The organism is Pseudomonas oryzihabitans (genome assembly GCF_007665395.1).
Classification (GTDB): domain Bacteria; phylum Pseudomonadota; class Gammaproteobacteria; order Pseudomonadales; family Pseudomonadaceae; genus Chryseomonas; species Chryseomonas psychrotolerans_C.
Window position 1 is genome coordinate 31,974 of record NZ_VDND01000018.1, and the last position, 14,756, is coordinate 46,729.

Genomic DNA, 14,756 nt, shown 5'->3' on the forward strand with positions numbered 1-14,756 from the left:
CCGCATGAATAGCCTCGAACACAAGCTGCACCGGCTGGCCGCCAGGGCGCTGCCCGGACTGCCCACGCTGCTCGCCGTGCTGTCCTCGGGCGCGCTGTTTCTGCTCTTCCTCGCCGTGCAGAACAAACCAGCACTGGCGGCGGGCGCGCTGGTCTTCGAAGGCGCCTTCAGCTCTTCCTTCGCCTGGGAAAATACCCTCCAGCGCGCCGCGCCCCTGATGCTGACCGCACTGTGCGTCGCGCTGCCAGCCCGGGCCGGGTTGATCATCATCGGCGGGGAGGGCGCCCTGGTACTGGGTGGTCTGGCCGCCGCGGTGCTTCCCCTGTGGCTACCGGCGTTTCCCGGGCCTTTGATGCTGGTGCTGATGGGCCTGGCGGCCATGCTGGTCGGTGGCCTGTGGATCGGGCTGGCGGGCTGGATGCGGCAGACCCGCGGCCTCAACGAGACGATTGGCAGCCTGCTGCTCTCCTACATTGGCATCGCGCTGTTCCGCCAGTTGGTCGAGGGTCCGCTGCGCGATCCGGCGAGTCTGAACAAGCCCTCGACCGTGCCGCTCGAGGATACCTATCTCATCGGCACGGTGAGCGATGCCTTCGCCGTGCACTGGGGGCTGGTGGCGGGCGTCATCGCCTGCCTGCTGGCCTATGTCCTGTTGCGCCATAGCGTCAGCGGTTTCGCGCTGGGCATCGTCGGCGGCAACGTGCGCACGGCGCGGATGCTGGGACTGTCCGTCAACCGGCTGGTACTGCTGACCTGCCTGCTCGGCGGGGCGGCGGCCGGTTTGGCCGGGATGTTCGAGGTCGCGGCGGTGCAGGGCAGCGCGAACGCGGCGCTGATCGCCGGCTATGGTACCAGCGGCATCCTGGTGGCCTTCGCCGCCCGGCATAACCCCCTGGCCATCATCCTCTGCGCCACGCTGCTGGGCGGCGTCGAAGCCAGCGGCAGCCTGTTGCAGCGGCGCCTGGACCTGCCCGATGCGACGACGCTGATCCTCGAAGGCATCCTGTTCACCAATCTGCTGGCCTGGGAAGCCCTGAGTCCGCGCCTCACGGCCTGGCGTCTGCGGCTGTTGGCGAAGGCGGCAACCCCGGTCGGAGGCGTTCCCGAGCATGGCTAACCTCGATTGGCTGACCTTCTTCCTGGCGCTGCTGGCCGGCGCGGTACGGGTGGGCACCCCCTTTCTGTTCGTCAGCCTGGGTGAGTGCCTCACCGAGAAAGGCGGGCGCATCAACCTGGGCCTGGAGGGCATCCTGGTCGCGGGAGCCATGACCGGCTACGCCGCGTCCTACCTGTCCGGCTCACCCTGGCTGGGCGTGCTCGCGGCAGGCAGTACCGGCCTGGTCCTGGGGTTGCTGCATGGCATCGTCTGCTCGCTACCCAAGGTCAACGACATCGCCTTCGGTATCGCGCTGATCCTGCTGGGAACGGGCCTTGCCTTCTTCCTCGGCAAGGCCTTCATCCAGCCGCAGGCACCCGTGCTGCCGTCGTTCGCGCTGGGGCACTGGTCCGCGGATGAGCGGGTGCGCTCGGCACTGAACATCAATGTGCTGTTCTTCCTGGGTGTCGCCCTGGCCGTCCTGCTGCACTGGGGGCTGCGCAGCACTCGTTGGGGGCTAATGCTGCGCCTGGTCGGTGATCATGCTGAATCGGCCCAGGCGCTGGGCTATCGCCCGATCAGGGTGCGCATCTGGGCGACGTCGGTCGGTGGCTTTCTCGCCGGTGTCGGCGGCGCCTACCTGTCGCTGTACTACCCCGGCAGCTGGAACGAGGGGCTTTCCAGTGGCCAGGGGTTGATGGCCGTGGCCCTGGTGATCTTCGCGCGCTGGCAACCGCTGAACTGCCTGTGGGCCTCCCTGTTGTTCGGCGCGGCCGGTGCCATCGGTCCCGCGCTGCAGGCGGTGGGTATCAGCACGGGTTACTACCTGTTCGCCGCCGCGCCCTATGCCCTGACGCTGCTGGTGATGTTCGTCACCTGCCGGCCGAATCGAACCCTGACTGGTGCTCCCGGCGAGCTCAGTCTCACCCGCTAGAGGTATAAGCTCATGTCCAGTGGTCTTGGTGGTTTGAACAAGTCGCCCAATGGCGTCGTGATCGGTCTGGCGCAGCTGTCGCTGCCGGATCCCCATACCCGGGAGGCCCTGTGGGCGCAGACCCAGCGGGTGGTGGAGATGGTCGGCAAGGCCCGGCGGGGCATGCCCAGCCTGGACCTGATCGTCTTCCCGGAGTACTCCCTGCACGGGCTGTCCATGGATACCTCGCCGGAGATCCTCTGCTCCCTGGACGGGCCGGAAGTGGCGGCGCTGCGCCAGGCCTGCGTCGACCATTGCATCTGGGGCTGCTTCTCCATCATGGAGGCCAATCCCCATGGCAATCCTTTCAACAGTGGCCTCATCGTCGACGACACCGGCGAGATCCGCCTGTACTACCGCAAGATGCATCCCTGGGTGCCGGTCGAGCCCTGGGAGCCGGGCGACCAGGGCATTCCGGTCTGTGACGGTCCGCGCGGCAGCAAACTGGCACTGATCATCTGCCACGATGGCATGTTCCCGGAAATGGCGCGCGAGTGTGCCTACAAGGGCGCCGAGATCATGATCCGTACCGCAGGTTACACCGCCCCGATCCGCCAGGCCTGGCAGATCACCAATCAGGCCAACGCCTTCTGCAATCTGATGCAGACCGCCAGCGTCTGCATGTGCGGCTCCGATGGCACCTTCGATTCGATGGGCGAAGCCATGTTCGTCGATTTCGACGGTAGCGTGATGAACCAGGGCGGTGGTCGTGCCGACGAGATCGTCTGCTGCGAGATGCGTCCGGACCTGGTGCGTGAAGCGCGCCTGCACTGGGGCGTGGAGAACAACATCTACCAGTTCGGCCATCGTGGCTATTCCGCGGTCAAGGGCGGCGCCCAGGATTGCCCCTACACCTACATGCATGACCTGGCGGCGGGTCGCTATCGGCTGCCGTGGGAGGACCAGGTGGTCCACACCGATGGCACCTCCTGCGGACTGCCCGCGCCGGAGCGCCTGTTCACGCCCTCAGCCCAGGAGTGACCCATGAGTTCACGTCACCTCGCTTCAGCGCCTTACCCTTGGCCCTATGACGGTCGCCTCGATCCGGGCAACACCGCCCTGGTGATCATCGACATGCAGACCGACTTCTGTGGAGTCGGTGGTTACGTCGATGCCATGGGATATGACCTGTCGCTGACCCGCGCGCCCATCGAGCCCATAAAATCCGTGCTCGAGGTCATGCGGGCCCAGGGATTTCCTATCATCCACACCCGCGAAGGCCATCGTCCCGACCTGTCCGACTTGCCGGCCAACAAGCGCTGGCGCTCGCGCAACATCGGCGCCGGCATTGGCGATGACGGTCCCTGTGGTCGCATCCTGGTTCGCGGTGAACCGGGGTGGGAGATCATTCCCGAGCTGGCGCCGCTACCCGGCGAGATCGTCATCGACAAGCCCGGCAAGGGTTCCTTCTACGCCACGGACCTCGAGTTGATCCTGCGCACCCGCGGCATCGCCAACCTGATCCTCACCGGCATCACCACGGACGTCTGTGTGCATACCACCATGCGCGAGGGCAACGACCGCGGTTTCGAATGCATCCTGCTCGAAGACTGCTGCGGCGCCACGGACCACGGCAACCACCGGGCCGCGCTCGACATGGTCAAGATGCAGGGCGGTGTCTTCGGCGCGGTGGGTGATTCGGCCATGCTGCTCGCCGTGCTGGCAGGGGGCTGAGCCATGCGTGCCCTGAGCCTGGAGATCATCGGCGCCGGCAAGCGCTTCGGCAGCTTCCGTGCCCTGGCCGACGTTGCGCTGCACGTCAGGGCCGGGACGGTGCACGCCCTGCTGGGCGAAAACGGGGCGGGCAAGAGCACCCTGGTCAAGGGCATCGTCGGCTATGGCCCGCTCGACGAAGGCGCGATCCTGGTCAACGACCGCGAGCGACAGATTCGCACGCCGAGGGACTCCCACGCCCTGGGGATCGGCATGGTCTACCAGCATTTCACCGTGGCCCCGGGGCTCAGCGTCGCCGAGAACCTGGTGCTGTCGCGCGGCGACCTGGGCTGGCGTATCGACTGGCCGCGAGAGCGTGAGCGACTGGCGGCCTTCATGGCGCGCATGCCCTTTCGGCTGAATCTTGAGCGCCCCGTGAGCAGCCTGGCGGCGGGTGAAAAACAGAAGCTCGAGATCCTCAAGCAGCTGTATCTGGAACGGCACTTCATCATCCTTGATGAGCCGACCTCGGTCCTCACGCCGCAGGAGGCCGATGAGGTGCTGGGGTTGATGCAGCAGATGGCCCACCGAGGAGATATCTCGGTGCTGATGATCACCCATAAATTTCGCGAAGTGAGCGCCTTCGCCGATGACGTGACGGTACTGCGCAAAGGCCGGCTGGTCGGTAGCACCGCCGTTGCGGCCACCTCGCCCGAGCCCCTGGCCGTCTGGATGATGGGCGCGGCGGGGACCCCAGCGGCCACGCTGGAGCGGCCCGCCGTGGCTGCCGGCGCCCCGCGCCTCGAGGTGCACACGCTCGATGTGCCGGGCGACAAGGGGACCTTGGCGGTCAGCGGGCTGTCGCTGGCCGTGCACCCGGGCGAGATCGTGGGCATCGCCGGGATTTCCGGTAACGGCCAGCGGGAGCTCACCGAGGCCCTGCTGGGGCAGCGCAAGGCCAGCGGCGGCGAGATCCGCGTGAATGGCCGTCCCTATCGCGCCACGCGCCGCGAGATGCAGGAGCTGCGGGTCTACAGCCTGCCGGAAGAGCCGCTGCGCAATGCCTGCATCGCCGGCCTGAGCGTGGCGGAGAACCTGGCCTTGCGCAACTTCGACCAGGCGCCGCTGTGCCGCCAGGGCTGGCGCCTTGATCGCCGAGCCATCCGTACTCAAGCGCGCGACCTCATCGCGCGCTTCCAGGTGACGCCGGCCGATCCGGAACGGCCCATCGGCACCCTGTCGGGAGGTAACGTCCAGCGCGCCGTCCTGGCACGTGAGCTGACCGAGGGGGTCGCGGTGCTGATCGTCTCCAATCCGGTGTTCGGGCTGGACTTCGCGTCGGCGGCGCTCATTCACCAACGGATCGTCGCGGCCAGGAATGCCGGGGCGGCGGTGCTGCTGTTGAGCGAAGACCTGGATGAGCTGCTGGAGTTGGCCGACCGCATCCTGGTGATGCACGATGGCCATATCGGCTTCGAGACCACCAGCGCCCAGGCCGACCGGGCCGTGCTGGGTCACCACATGGCCGGCGGTGCGACACAGGCGGAGGCCGTATGATCCAGGTGAACGCCCATCCCGATACCTTCGCCTTCGAGCCGGCCAGCACCGCGCTGGTGGTGATCGACATGCAGCGGGATTTCATCGAGCCGGGCGGCTTCGGCGCGGCGCTGGGCAACGACGTCACGCCGCTGAAGGCCATCGTTCCGGCGGTGCAGCGGCTGCTGGCGTTGGCCCGTCAGCACCGGGTGCTGGTGGTCCATACCCGCGAATCCCATCTTCCCGACCTGTCCGATTGCCCGGCGGCCAAGCACGCCCACGGCCTTCCCGGGCTGCGTATCGGCGACCCCGGCCCGATGGGTCGCATCCTGGTCCGTGGCGAACCCGGCAACCAGATCATCGCCGAGGTCGCGCCGGTCGAGGGCGAGTGGGTGATCGACAAACCGGGCAAGGGCATGTTCCATGCGACCGGTCTGCACCAGCGATTGCAAGCCCGTGGTATCAGTCACCTGGTGTTCGCCGGGGTGACCACCGAGGTCTGCGTGCAGACCAGCATGCGGGAAGCCAATGACCGCGGCTATCGCTGTCTGCTGATCGAGGAGGCCACGGAAAGCTATTTCCCGGCGTTCAAACGCGCGACACTGGACATGATCGTCGCCCAGGGCGGCATCGTCGGCCGGACGGCCTCTTTGGCGGCCCTGGAGGCCGCTCTGTACAAGGACACACCATGACATCGCTTTCCGCGATCAATCTTCCCGAGGTAGTGGCCGCGGTCACCGCGGCCTTTCGTGATTACGAACGGGCGCTGATCGCCAACGAGCTGGAAACGCTCGATGGGTATTTCTGGGCATCGCCCCACACGGTGCGCTTCGGGGTGGCGGAAAATCTCTATGGCAGCGAGGCTATCGCCGCGTACCGTCGGCTCTGCGAACCGGTCGGAGCGGGCAGGCGTCTGCACCACACGGTGATCACCACCTTCGGCGAGGACTGCGCCACCGTCAGCACCGAGTTCAGCGATGGCGTCACCGCACGGGTCGGGCGCCAGATGCAGACCTGGCTGTGCCTGGATGGGGAATGGAGGGTCGTCGCCGCGCACGTCAGTATCGACCTGAGCAGCTTGGACGCCCGCGGATAACCCATGACCCAGTTCCAGACCAACGCCCTCGGCGAGCAGATCTACCTGAGAATCAAGCAGGAAATCTTCGATTTCTATCTGCTGCCCCATGACCGCTTCACCGAGACGCAGATCGCCGAGCGCTACCAGGTGTCGCGCACGCCGGTCCGCGACGCCCTCTATCGCCTGCAGCGCGAAGGCTATCTGGAGGTGGAGTTCCGCCGCGGCTGGATGGTCAAGCCGCTCGACTTCGCCCGTATCGACGAGCTCTACGACCTGCGGATCGTGCTCGAATCCGCCGCCGTGGATCGGCTGTGCGGGCTGGTCGACTTGCCGGAAATGCTGGAAGCCCTGTGCCAGGTCTGGATCGTGCCGCAGGACCAGCGCCACACCGACATGCAGACGGTCGCCGAACTGGACGAATCCTTTCACAGCGGGCTGGTGGCCGCCACGGGCAACCGGGAAATGCTGCGGGTGCACCGCGAGGTGACGGAGCACATCCGCATCGTCCGACGCCTGGACTTCTCCCAGCGCGCCCGCATCGAGGACACCTACAACGAGCACGTGAGCATCCTCAAGGCACTGCGCCTGCGCAAGCGCGAGGACACCCTGCTGATGCTGAGGGCCCATATCGAGCAGAGCAAGATCGAGGTCCGCAAGCTCAGCCTCTCGAAGCTGTCCGAGGCGCGCCGCCGATTCGAGCGTCCGCCGGCGGCGTCCGAGGGGTGAAGGTTGGTGGCCTTCTCGAATGCCGGCCTGCTCCGCGAGGTTCACCCTGACGCGCCTGTATCCCTTCGCCCGTTCTTGCGGCCTAGGGTCATCTTCAACGTCGCGGACCCTTCTCACCGGCCATCCTGCTGCGGGTGCCGGTCAGGGCAGTCGGTAGACCAGGCAGGGATTGGTGTTCAAACGACGCTCCAGGCTCGGCGTTAGCCTCTCCAGCGGGGTTCCGTCGAGCCATTCGCGGTCGCGTCGGGCGAGCACCACCCAGGACCCGGACGGCAGTGCAGCGAGCCGGGCCTTCTGCTCGCGGGCAACGAAGATCGGCTGTTCGTCGTGATCCAGATTCATCATGTAGCGAATCGCCCAGCTGTCCTGGCCTATGCCAAAGAACACCAGCGGCCCTGGTTGTCGGGCGCGCATATCCTCGACTTGGGTGACGAAGCCCCTGGTGTCGTATTCCACGTCCTGGATGGGTTCGACTACCGCTAAGAGCATTAGCCATTGCGCGGCGAAGGCGACGCCGCTCAGGGTCAGCAGGCGCCGCACGCCGACGGTAGAACGCCACTTCACGAAGGCTACGAGCTCCAGTCCGGCGAACAGGAGGATCAGCCCCGGCAGCGAGACGTCTGGCCAGTTACCTTGCTTTTGCCAGAGATGATGGCCGACGAGCACCACCAGCAGCACAAGCCCGGGTAGCACGCCCACCAGGGTGCGATAGGTCATCTCCATCCAGCGCAGCCGCGCTGCCGCCTGAATCAGTGCGAAGGCGGCAATGGCGGCGAGGAAGGGCACCATGGGCACGACGTAGTAGGCCCGTTTGAAGTTGGGGATGGACAAGCCAATCAGAACGATCAGGCCACACCCGGCCAGCCACAGCAGCTGGCGGCGTTCGGAGTTGTCTGGGCTGAACAGCAATTCCCGGCGCCAGGCCAAGAGGGTCAGCAGCGCCAGCGGCATCACCGGCACATAGCGATACAGGCCCAGTTGCAGATAGAACCAGAAGGGTTGTCCGCTCTCGTCCAGGCGGCCCTTGACCTGCATCTGCCAGACCTCGGCAGCGAAGGCCTCGCCGCCTTCCAGGCGGGCCAGTTGCATCAGCGTCCACCAGCAGGCGGCCAGCAGGATAAGACCGACCAAGCCGTAGCCAATCAGACCGCGTAGTGCAGCCGGTCTGCGGTGCGGATCGCACCAGGCAGTCACCAACCAATACACGCTCACGATCGCGCAGGGCTCGATCAGGCCCAGGGGGCCACGGATGGCGAAGCCCAGGACAAAGAGCGGAAAGACGAGTAGACGTAGCCCGGGGCTGTTATCGCGATCGGCGCGGTAGAACAGGTAGAAGCACGCCATCATCACGAGCGCCACCATCTGATCCAGGCAGACGGCCCGCGCCTTTTCCAGCCACTGAGGAGTCAGCACGACCAACAGCACGGTGAGCAGGGCCCAGGCCCGGCTGCGGTCGGCGAGAGTCCGGTAGGTAATGGCCAGAACACCGGCAGAGGCCAGGGCCGTGGGCAATACGTTGGCGAGTTGATTGGGTGCACCCAAGACCCTCGCGGCCAGCCAGCTTAACCAGGTCGCGGTGGCGGGATAATCGGGATAGGGCTGGCCATAGGTCGTGGCGAAGAACGAGGGGCCATGACGGAACATTTCTTTCAGAAACAGCGCCCAGCGGTAATCGAAGCCTTGCGGCGCTTGATCCCAAATCCCGAGGGTGAAGAGTGCGGCTGCTGCAACGAATACCAGCAGGCTTTCGACCCTGATTCCAGTGTTCGAACGTGCCAGCGACGGCTCTTCGGTAGACATCTTTAGAGGTTTCATTGGTGCAAAGCCCAGTTAGGGAAGCCGATATACCAAGCAGGGGTTGCCATTCAGACGGCGTTCCAGCACGGGTTGAAGCTGTTCCAGCGCTGTACCGGCGAGTAAGTCGCGGTCTTGCCGTGCGAGCACGATCCCCTTGGGAGGGCATCCAGTTGCGTGCTCTGATCGCGCCCAACGAAGAGCGGCTGCTCGTCGTGATCCAGGTTCATGATGTAGCGGATAGCCCAGGTGTCCTGGCCAAGTCCGAAGAACACCAGCGGCCCCGGCTGCTGTTCACGCAGGCCCTCCACCTGGGTGACAAAGCCTCGCGTCTCGTATTCCAGATCCTGGGCGGGCTCGATAACGGCGACCAGCATTACCCAGAGCGCCGTAAAGGCAAGGGCGCTCAGCGTCAACAGGCGTTTGGTGCCGGACTGGCTACGCGACGTCATGAAACCTACGAGCTGCAGGCCAGTGAAGAAAATGATCAGGCCCGGTAGGGAGACGTCCGGCCAGTAGCCGTGCTTTTGCCAGAGGTGGCGGCAAACGAACAGCGCCACGATCGCCAGCGCGGGTAGCAGGCCCACGAGCGTGCGATAGGTGACTTCCATGCGACGCAGACGTGCTTCTACCTGTATCAGCGCGAAGGCGGCGATCGCGGCCAGGAAGGGCACCATGGGTACGACGTAGTAAGCGCGTTTGAAGTGTGGAACGGACAAGCCGAGCAATATGATCAGCCCACACCCAGCCAGCCACAGCAGCTGTCGGCGGTCGGCACTGTCCTGGCTGAAAAGGAATTCCCGGCGCCAGGCGAAGAGCGTCAGCAGCGCCAGCGGCATCACCGGCAGATAGCGGTAAAGACCAAGCTGCAGGTAATACCAGAACGGCTTGCCGCTCTCGTCGAGACGTCCGGTGACCTGCATCTGCCAGACCTCGGCAGCAAAGGTGTCACCGCCTTCCAGCCGGGCCAGCTGCATCAATGTCCACCAGCAAGCGGCCAGCAGGACAAGGCCAGCCACGCCATAGCCAATCAGGCCACGGAGGGCGGCCGGTCTGCGGTGCGGGTCGCACCAGGCAGTCACCAGCCAGTACACGCTCACGATGGCGCAGGGCTCGATCAGGCCCAGGGGCCCACGGATGGCGAAGCCCAAGACAAAGAGCGGAAGTACGAGCAGGCGCAGCCTGGGGCTGTTATCACGATCGGCGCGGTAAAACAGGTAGAAACACGCCAGCACAACGAGGGCGATCATCTGATCCAGGCAGACGGCTCGTGCCTTTTCCAGCCACTGCGGGGTCAGCACCACCAGCAGCACGGTGAGCAGCGCCCAGGCCCGGCTGCGGTCGGCGAGAATCCGGTAGGTGATGGCCAGAACGCCGGCAGAAGCCAGGGCCGTGGGCAGTACGTTGGCGAATTGATTGGGCGCGCCTATGACCCGCGCGGCCAGCCAGCTCAGCCAGGTCGCCGTGCCAGGGTAATCGGGATACGGCTGGCCATAGGTGGTGGCGAAGAAGGAAGGCCCGTGGCGGAACATCTCGTTGAGGAACACTGCCCACCGGCCATCGAAGCCTTGAGGAGCTTGGTTCCAGATACCAAGGGTAAACAGCACCGTCGCTGCTACAAGCACGAGCAGACTCTCGACGCCGAGCTTGCCTTGAAAGCCATGCGGCAAGCGCGTGTCGATGGATAACTGCAGGGTTTTCATTGAACACTATCCAGAGGAAATACAGTGTCAGGCGGCGAGGGACTTGCCGCGGCCAATGGCGAAGTACTCGAATCCGCGCTTGGCCATCCGCTCGGGGTCGTAGAGATTTCGGCCGTCAAAGACCAGGGGTTGCTTTAGCTGTTCATAAAGGAGGTCGAAATCGGGTGCCTTGAACTGCTGCCACTCGGTGCAGATGATCAGGGCGTCGGCGCCCGCGAGCGTAGCTTCAGGCGTGCCCATGAGGGCCAGGCGATCGGCATGTCCATAGAGGCGCTGGGCCTCGGCCATCGCCACAGGATCAAAGGCGCGTACGCGGGCGCCGGCAGCCCACAAGGCCTCCATCAACACGCGACTCGGCGCATCGCGCATGTCGTCCGTGTTCGGTTTGAATGCCAGGCCCCAGAGTGCAAAGGTGCGGCCTTGCAGGTCTCCTTTAAAGTAGCCTTGGATACGGCTGAAGAGCTTCGATTTCTGTCTGGCGTTGATCGCCTCGACCGCGTGCAGCAGATCCAGGGAGAGTCCTTGTTCTTCGCCGGTACGGATCAACGCCTGCAGATCCTTGGGAAAGCAGGAGCCGCCATAGCCGCAGCCGGGGTAGATGAAGTGACTGCCGATACGCGGATCCGCGCCTATCGCCAGACGCACGGCCTCGATATCGGCACCTACGCGCTCGGCGACCTCGGCGATCTGGTTGATAAAGCTGATCTTGGTAGCCAGCAGACTGTTGGCTGCGTATTTGGCGAGCTCCGCACTGCGGATATCCATGAACTGGATGCGGTCGTGGTTACGGTTGAAGGGTGCATAGAGTTCGCGCATCAGCTCGCGCGCCTCGGGTGACTCGGTGCCAACCACGATACGATCCGGTCGCTTGCAATCCGTGATGGCCGCGCCCTCCTTGAGAAACTCCGGATTCGAGACCACCTCGACGTGCAGCGTTCGACCTTCCTCCACCAGGACTTCATCGATGATGGCACGCACCCGATCGCCGGTACCGACGGGGACGGTCGATTTGTTGACCACCAGCAGGGGATCGCTGCCGCGGTGTTCCAGGCGTAGGCGAGCGATGGTTTCGGCCACGGCTAACACCGCCGTGAGATCTGCTGAGCCATCTGCAGCGGGAGGGGTGCCCACCGCGATGAATTGAACGCTACCGTGGGCGACCGCGGTCGCCGCATCCTGGGTGAACTCCAAACGGCCGTCGGCGAGGTTGTTACGCACCAGTTCTTCGAGGCCAGGCTCGTACAGCGTGATTTCTCCGCGTTTGAGCCTGTCGATCTTGGCCTGGTCGATGTCCATGCACACAACCTGATGGCCGACTTCCGCCAGGACGGCGGCCTGCACCAGGCCGACATAGCCGATGCCGAATACGCTGATGTTCATAGGGTATTCCTGAGAGGGGAGGAGACAGGGGCGCGATCGCTGCCAACTAGCGCAACGCCAACCACGATCAGCGCGATGCCCAGTAGCGGGCGCGCGGACGTGAACTCGGCAGCACCTGGCAGCCAGAGGGCGCCGAGGTGAACCAGTACGTAGGAAAGACTCAAAGCAGCGTAGGCCTGGCCAAGCGGGATCTTCGCCAGGGCGGTCAGCCAGGCCAGCATCGACAGGCCATAGCACCCCACGGCAAGGGTTAGTTGCATGCCAGCGGTGCTGAGTAGCGCCCCCGGATCGGTTGGCCAGCTCGACACTGCAGGTAATTGCACGAGGGCATAGCGCATGAGCAGTTGCGCCGCGGCAGTCAGCCCGATGCTGGCGAAGAGGGCAACCACGCTACTCATGCCTGACCACCCAGGAGGGCTGCGCCCAGTACGATGCACAGGCAGCCCCACCAGGCCCTGCGGCCGATCTGCTCGTTGAACGCGACGCGGGCAAGGATCGTGACCGCCAGGATATTGAGGGACAGTAAGGGGTAGGCGATGCCGACCGGAACGCGTTGAAGCACGGCGAACCACAGCAGCAAGGCGGTTCCCATGCAGGCCAGTGCTAGCCATAGCCATTTCGAACTTATGAAAGCGGCAAATCCCGATCCTGCATCTGCAGCCTTTTTCTGCCCGAATTGACTGGCGCTGGTAAGCAGGATGACTGCCACAATCAATGTCACTTCAGTGGCCGTCACCGTGCTGTCCTCGGGTAGACCAGCAGGACGAGACGCTCGTTGACGATCTTGTCCGAAGTGGCCGGTAGACTCGCGAGCAGCCGGTCGTCACTGTCGCCACTCATTCGCAGCAGCACAGCGATGGAGCCTTCGCGACGATGCTCCTCGATCCAGTTCGGCAGTTCGCCGTCATCTAGCAGACGACCACTGTCCGGCCGGCGTTCGAAGCCGTATTTCAGCTCTCCAGGGCCGCCGACGATTACGACGTTGGAGCGTCGGGTCGCCCAAGCGAGGCTGGCGGCCACGCCAAGGTCGTTGCTGACCAACAGGTGCGCCGGGTTCAGTTTGCGTAGCTGTTCCTGGACGAAGACGCTCGGCAACTTGTTGTACACAAGACCTTTGGGCAAGGCGACGGTCAGCAGCGGCAGCACCAGCCAGATCGCTAGGGCCGGGGCCAGCGCCGTCTGCCTAGGCCACAGCAGAGCGCCCAGACCTGCCAAGATGAAGCCAAGTGGCGCCAGTAGCGCCAGCGCCCATGCCAGATTGTCGCCCCGGCCATAGAGACGATCATCGAACATCAGCAACGCACCGAGGCCTAGGATGCCCAACAGCAGATTGGCACCCCCGTTGAGCCGCAGGGCCTGCCATTGACCTGTCCGATAGGCATCGAACGCGGCCCGGGCAATCAGCGGCACCAGTGCCGCCATGGCTGGAAGAAGGTACGTGGGCAGCTTGCCGCGGCTGAGGCTGAAGAAGATCAGCTGACTGATGAAGGTGATTCCCAGGAAGGCGGTCCCCGTATGGCTGCGCTGCTGCCAGAGGTTGCCCAGGGTGCGAGGAAGCAGGCCCGTCCAAGGCAGGATGGCGACCAGCAGAATCGGCCCATAGAACCAGAAGGGTCGCTCGTGCTGGGCGTCATCGCTGGCAAACCGCTGGATGTGCTCGTGCCAGAAGAAGAAATTCCAGTAGTCGCCATCGCGCTGGGCTACCCAGAGCGCCCAGGGGGCCACGACCAGCGCCGCCACGATGACGGCCAGGGGGCCGCGGAAAATCAGTTCCAGCAGTCGGCGTTGCCAGACGAAAAAGGGCAGGGCGACCAGTACGGGTAGCACCAGGGCGAGGAAGCCCTTGGTCAGTAGGCCACAGCCGCAGGCCAGGCCGAGCAACGCCCAGTTGCGCAGGGCCACGCCAAGGGAGGTAGCGGTTTGGGCTTGCCAAAGGGCCAGCAGCGAAAGGGTCGTCCAGAAGGCGAATTGGGCGTCCAGGGTCACATAGGTGGCCGACGCCGCTATGGCGAGGCACGACAGGTAGAGCACACCGGCGAGTAGCGCGAGCTGTCGATCGCCCCAGATCAGGCGCGTCAGGCGGACGACCAGGGCTGCCGTGGCGAAGCCGGCCAACAAGGGTACAAGGCGTACGCTGAGCAGCGAGTCGCCCAGCAAGGCTTGAGCCATCGCCTGCGTCCAATAGCCACCGATGGGCTTCTCGAAATAGGGCAGACCGAGGAAATGGGGTACTACCCAGTCGCCGCTTCGCCACAGCTCTTGGCCGATTTGGGCGTAGCGCGATTCGTCTGGAATCCAGAGACCACGCCAGTTAAGGGGCAGCACGTACGCCAAGAGCGCCAAGGGCAACAGGAACAGCAGACGCACACGACTCATTGTTGAACTCCTAACCATCCCTGGCGCCCTGCGAGGCTGCCGCGGACAACGCTTCCTTCCGGAAGCCTGTGTGGATCCTCGGGCAGGCGATCGCCCATGGGTACGAAATGGATTTCCTGCTCCTGCGCCGCCTTGAGCAGTGCGCGGAGGTCCTCGGCGAAGGCGATGCCTTCCACCTCGGCGTGCAGGGTGTAGACGTTGAGCGCCCCCGGACGGAAGCGCTTGAGTAGATAGTTGTTCCAGTCGGCCGCAGGAAGGTCGGGGCCGACCACCTCATCGAAGGTAGGCATGTCTACCGGGATCTGCGGAGTGCCCAACGCTCCACTTTCCAACCGAGGAAGGAAGAGGGTTCTGCCGCGGCAATCGCTGTTGTAGCGCAGGCCGAAGGCCTCCTTGGCCAGCACCACGCGCGGATCGGCGCGCCAGCCGGCGGCGGCGGAG

At 64.8% G+C, this 14,756-nt stretch carries 13 protein-coding genes and 2 pseudogenes; 8 read left to right on the forward strand and 7 right to left on the reverse strand.

Annotation, left to right across the window (positions count from 1 at the left end):
• Positions 1–4 precede the first annotated feature (4 nt).
• The 8 genes from FSV73_RS24655 to FSV73_RS24690 are packed head-to-tail and all read left to right on the forward strand — an operon-like array spanning position 5 to position 7,062.
• On the forward strand, positions 5–1,117 hold the full coding sequence (locus tag FSV73_RS24655) for an ABC transporter permease (RefSeq protein ID WP_145012937.1): 1,113 nt from the start codon (positions 5–7) through the stop codon (positions 1,115–1,117).
• Complete coding sequence (locus FSV73_RS24660) at positions 1,110–2,030, forward strand: ABC transporter permease (RefSeq protein WP_145012939.1); 921 nt, start codon at positions 1,110–1,112, stop codon at positions 2,028–2,030. The genes FSV73_RS24655 and FSV73_RS24660 overlap by 8 nt, the downstream gene beginning before the upstream one ends.
• 12 nt (positions 2,031–2,042) lie before the next feature.
• Entirely contained in the window at positions 2,043–3,050 is a 1,008-nt protein-coding gene (locus FSV73_RS24665; RefSeq protein ID WP_145012941.1) for a formamidase, read from the forward strand.
• A 3-nt stretch (positions 3,051–3,053) separates the two neighbouring features.
• Complete coding sequence (gene biuH, locus FSV73_RS24670) at positions 3,054–3,743, forward strand: biuret amidohydrolase (RefSeq protein ID WP_145012943.1); 690 nt, start codon at positions 3,054–3,056, stop codon at positions 3,741–3,743.
• Positions 3,744–3,746: 3 nt separating this feature from the next.
• Positions 3,747–5,279, forward strand: coding sequence for an ABC transporter ATP-binding protein (locus FSV73_RS24675; RefSeq protein WP_145012945.1), 1,533 nt, complete (start codon positions 3,747–3,749; stop codon positions 5,277–5,279).
• Positions 5,276–5,950 (forward strand): cysteine hydrolase family protein, encoded by a 675-nt coding sequence (locus FSV73_RS24680; RefSeq protein WP_145012947.1) that lies wholly within the window; start codon positions 5,276–5,278, stop codon positions 5,948–5,950. The genes FSV73_RS24675 and FSV73_RS24680 overlap by 4 nt, the downstream gene beginning before the upstream one ends.
• Positions 5,947–6,354, forward strand: coding sequence for an oxalurate catabolism protein HpxZ (hpxZ, locus tag FSV73_RS24685; RefSeq protein ID WP_145012949.1), 408 nt, complete (start codon positions 5,947–5,949; stop codon positions 6,352–6,354). The genes FSV73_RS24680 and hpxZ overlap by 4 nt, the downstream gene beginning before the upstream one ends.
• 3 nt (positions 6,355–6,357) lie before the next feature.
• Positions 6,358–7,062 carry a GntR family transcriptional regulator gene (locus FSV73_RS24690; RefSeq protein WP_145012951.1) on the forward strand — a complete coding sequence of 235 codons (705 nt, stop codon included), beginning with the start codon at positions 6,358–6,360 and terminating at the stop codon, positions 7,060–7,062.
• 141 nt (positions 7,063–7,203) lie between these two features.
• Here FSV73_RS24690 and FSV73_RS24695 read toward each other — a convergent pair whose 3' ends face one another.
• The 7 genes and pseudogenes from FSV73_RS24695 to FSV73_RS24725 all read right to left on the reverse strand — a co-directional run.
• Positions 7,204–8,862 (reverse strand): ArnT family glycosyltransferase, encoded by a 1,659-nt coding sequence (locus FSV73_RS24695; protein WP_186309344.1) that lies wholly within the window; start codon positions 8,860–8,862, stop codon positions 7,204–7,206.
• Between the two features lie 30 nt (positions 8,863–8,892).
• Positions 8,893–10,559: pseudogene (locus tag FSV73_RS24700) on the reverse strand (ArnT family glycosyltransferase).
• 27 nt (positions 10,560–10,586) lie between these two features.
• A complete protein-coding gene (locus FSV73_RS24705) occupies positions 10,587–11,939 on the reverse strand; it encodes a UDP-glucose dehydrogenase family protein (RefSeq protein WP_145012954.1) in 1,353 nt (450 codons plus the stop codon).
• Complete coding sequence (locus tag FSV73_RS24710) at positions 11,936–12,337, reverse strand: hypothetical protein (protein ID WP_145012956.1); 402 nt, start codon at positions 12,335–12,337, stop codon at positions 11,936–11,938. The genes FSV73_RS24705 and FSV73_RS24710 overlap by 4 nt, the downstream gene beginning before the upstream one ends.
• A complete protein-coding gene (locus tag FSV73_RS24715; RefSeq protein ID WP_145012958.1) occupies positions 12,334–12,675 on the reverse strand; it encodes an EamA family transporter in 342 nt (113 codons plus the stop codon). Before FSV73_RS24715 ends, FSV73_RS24710 begins: the two co-directional genes overlap by 4 nt.
• Positions 12,672–14,315 carry a phospholipid carrier-dependent glycosyltransferase gene (locus tag FSV73_RS24720; protein ID WP_145012960.1) on the reverse strand — a complete coding sequence of 548 codons (1,644 nt, stop codon included), beginning with the start codon at positions 14,313–14,315 and terminating at the stop codon, positions 12,672–12,674. The genes FSV73_RS24715 and FSV73_RS24720 overlap by 4 nt, the downstream gene beginning before the upstream one ends.
• Positions 14,312–14,756, reverse strand: a pseudogene (locus tag FSV73_RS24725) (4-deoxy-4-formamido-L-arabinose-phosphoundecaprenol deformylase); the annotation flags it as partial. The pseudogene FSV73_RS24725 and the gene FSV73_RS24720, both read right to left, overlap by 4 nt.

What these genes read in the sequence shown, in the direction of transcription:
- FSV73_RS24655 (WP_145012937.1), top strand. Translation starts at nt 5, where the DNA reads ATGAATAGCCTCGAACACAAGCTGCACCGGCTGGCCGCCAGGGCGCTG.
- FSV73_RS24660 (WP_145012939.1), top strand. Translation starts at nt 1,110, where the DNA reads ATGGCTAACCTCGATTGGCTGACCTTCTTCCTGGCGCTGCTGGCCGGC.
- FSV73_RS24665 (WP_145012941.1), top strand. Translation starts at nt 2,043, where the DNA reads ATGTCCAGTGGTCTTGGTGGTTTGAACAAGTCGCCCAATGGCGTCGTG.
- biuH (WP_145012943.1), top strand. Translation starts at nt 3,054, where the DNA reads ATGAGTTCACGTCACCTCGCTTCAGCGCCTTACCCTTGGCCCTATGAC.
- FSV73_RS24675 (WP_145012945.1), top strand. Translation starts at nt 3,747, where the DNA reads ATGCGTGCCCTGAGCCTGGAGATCATCGGCGCCGGCAAGCGCTTCGGC.
- FSV73_RS24680 (WP_145012947.1), top strand. Translation starts at nt 5,276, where the DNA reads ATGATCCAGGTGAACGCCCATCCCGATACCTTCGCCTTCGAGCCGGCC.
- hpxZ (WP_145012949.1), top strand. Translation starts at nt 5,947, where the DNA reads ATGACATCGCTTTCCGCGATCAATCTTCCCGAGGTAGTGGCCGCGGTC.
- FSV73_RS24690 (WP_145012951.1), top strand. Translation starts at nt 6,358, where the DNA reads ATGACCCAGTTCCAGACCAACGCCCTCGGCGAGCAGATCTACCTGAGA.
- FSV73_RS24695 (WP_186309344.1), bottom strand. Translation starts at nt 8,862, where the DNA reads ATGTCTACCGAAGAGCCGTCGCTGGCACGTTCGAACACTGGAATCAGG.
- FSV73_RS24705 (WP_145012954.1), bottom strand. Translation starts at nt 11,939, where the DNA reads ATGAACATCAGCGTATTCGGCATCGGCTATGTCGGCCTGGTGCAGGCC.
- FSV73_RS24710 (WP_145012956.1), bottom strand. Translation starts at nt 12,337, where the DNA reads ATGAGTAGCGTGGTTGCCCTCTTCGCCAGCATCGGGCTGACTGCCGCG.
- FSV73_RS24720 (WP_145012960.1), bottom strand. Translation starts at nt 14,315, where the DNA reads ATGAGTCGTGTGCGTCTGCTGTTCCTGTTGCCCTTGGCGCTCTTGGCG.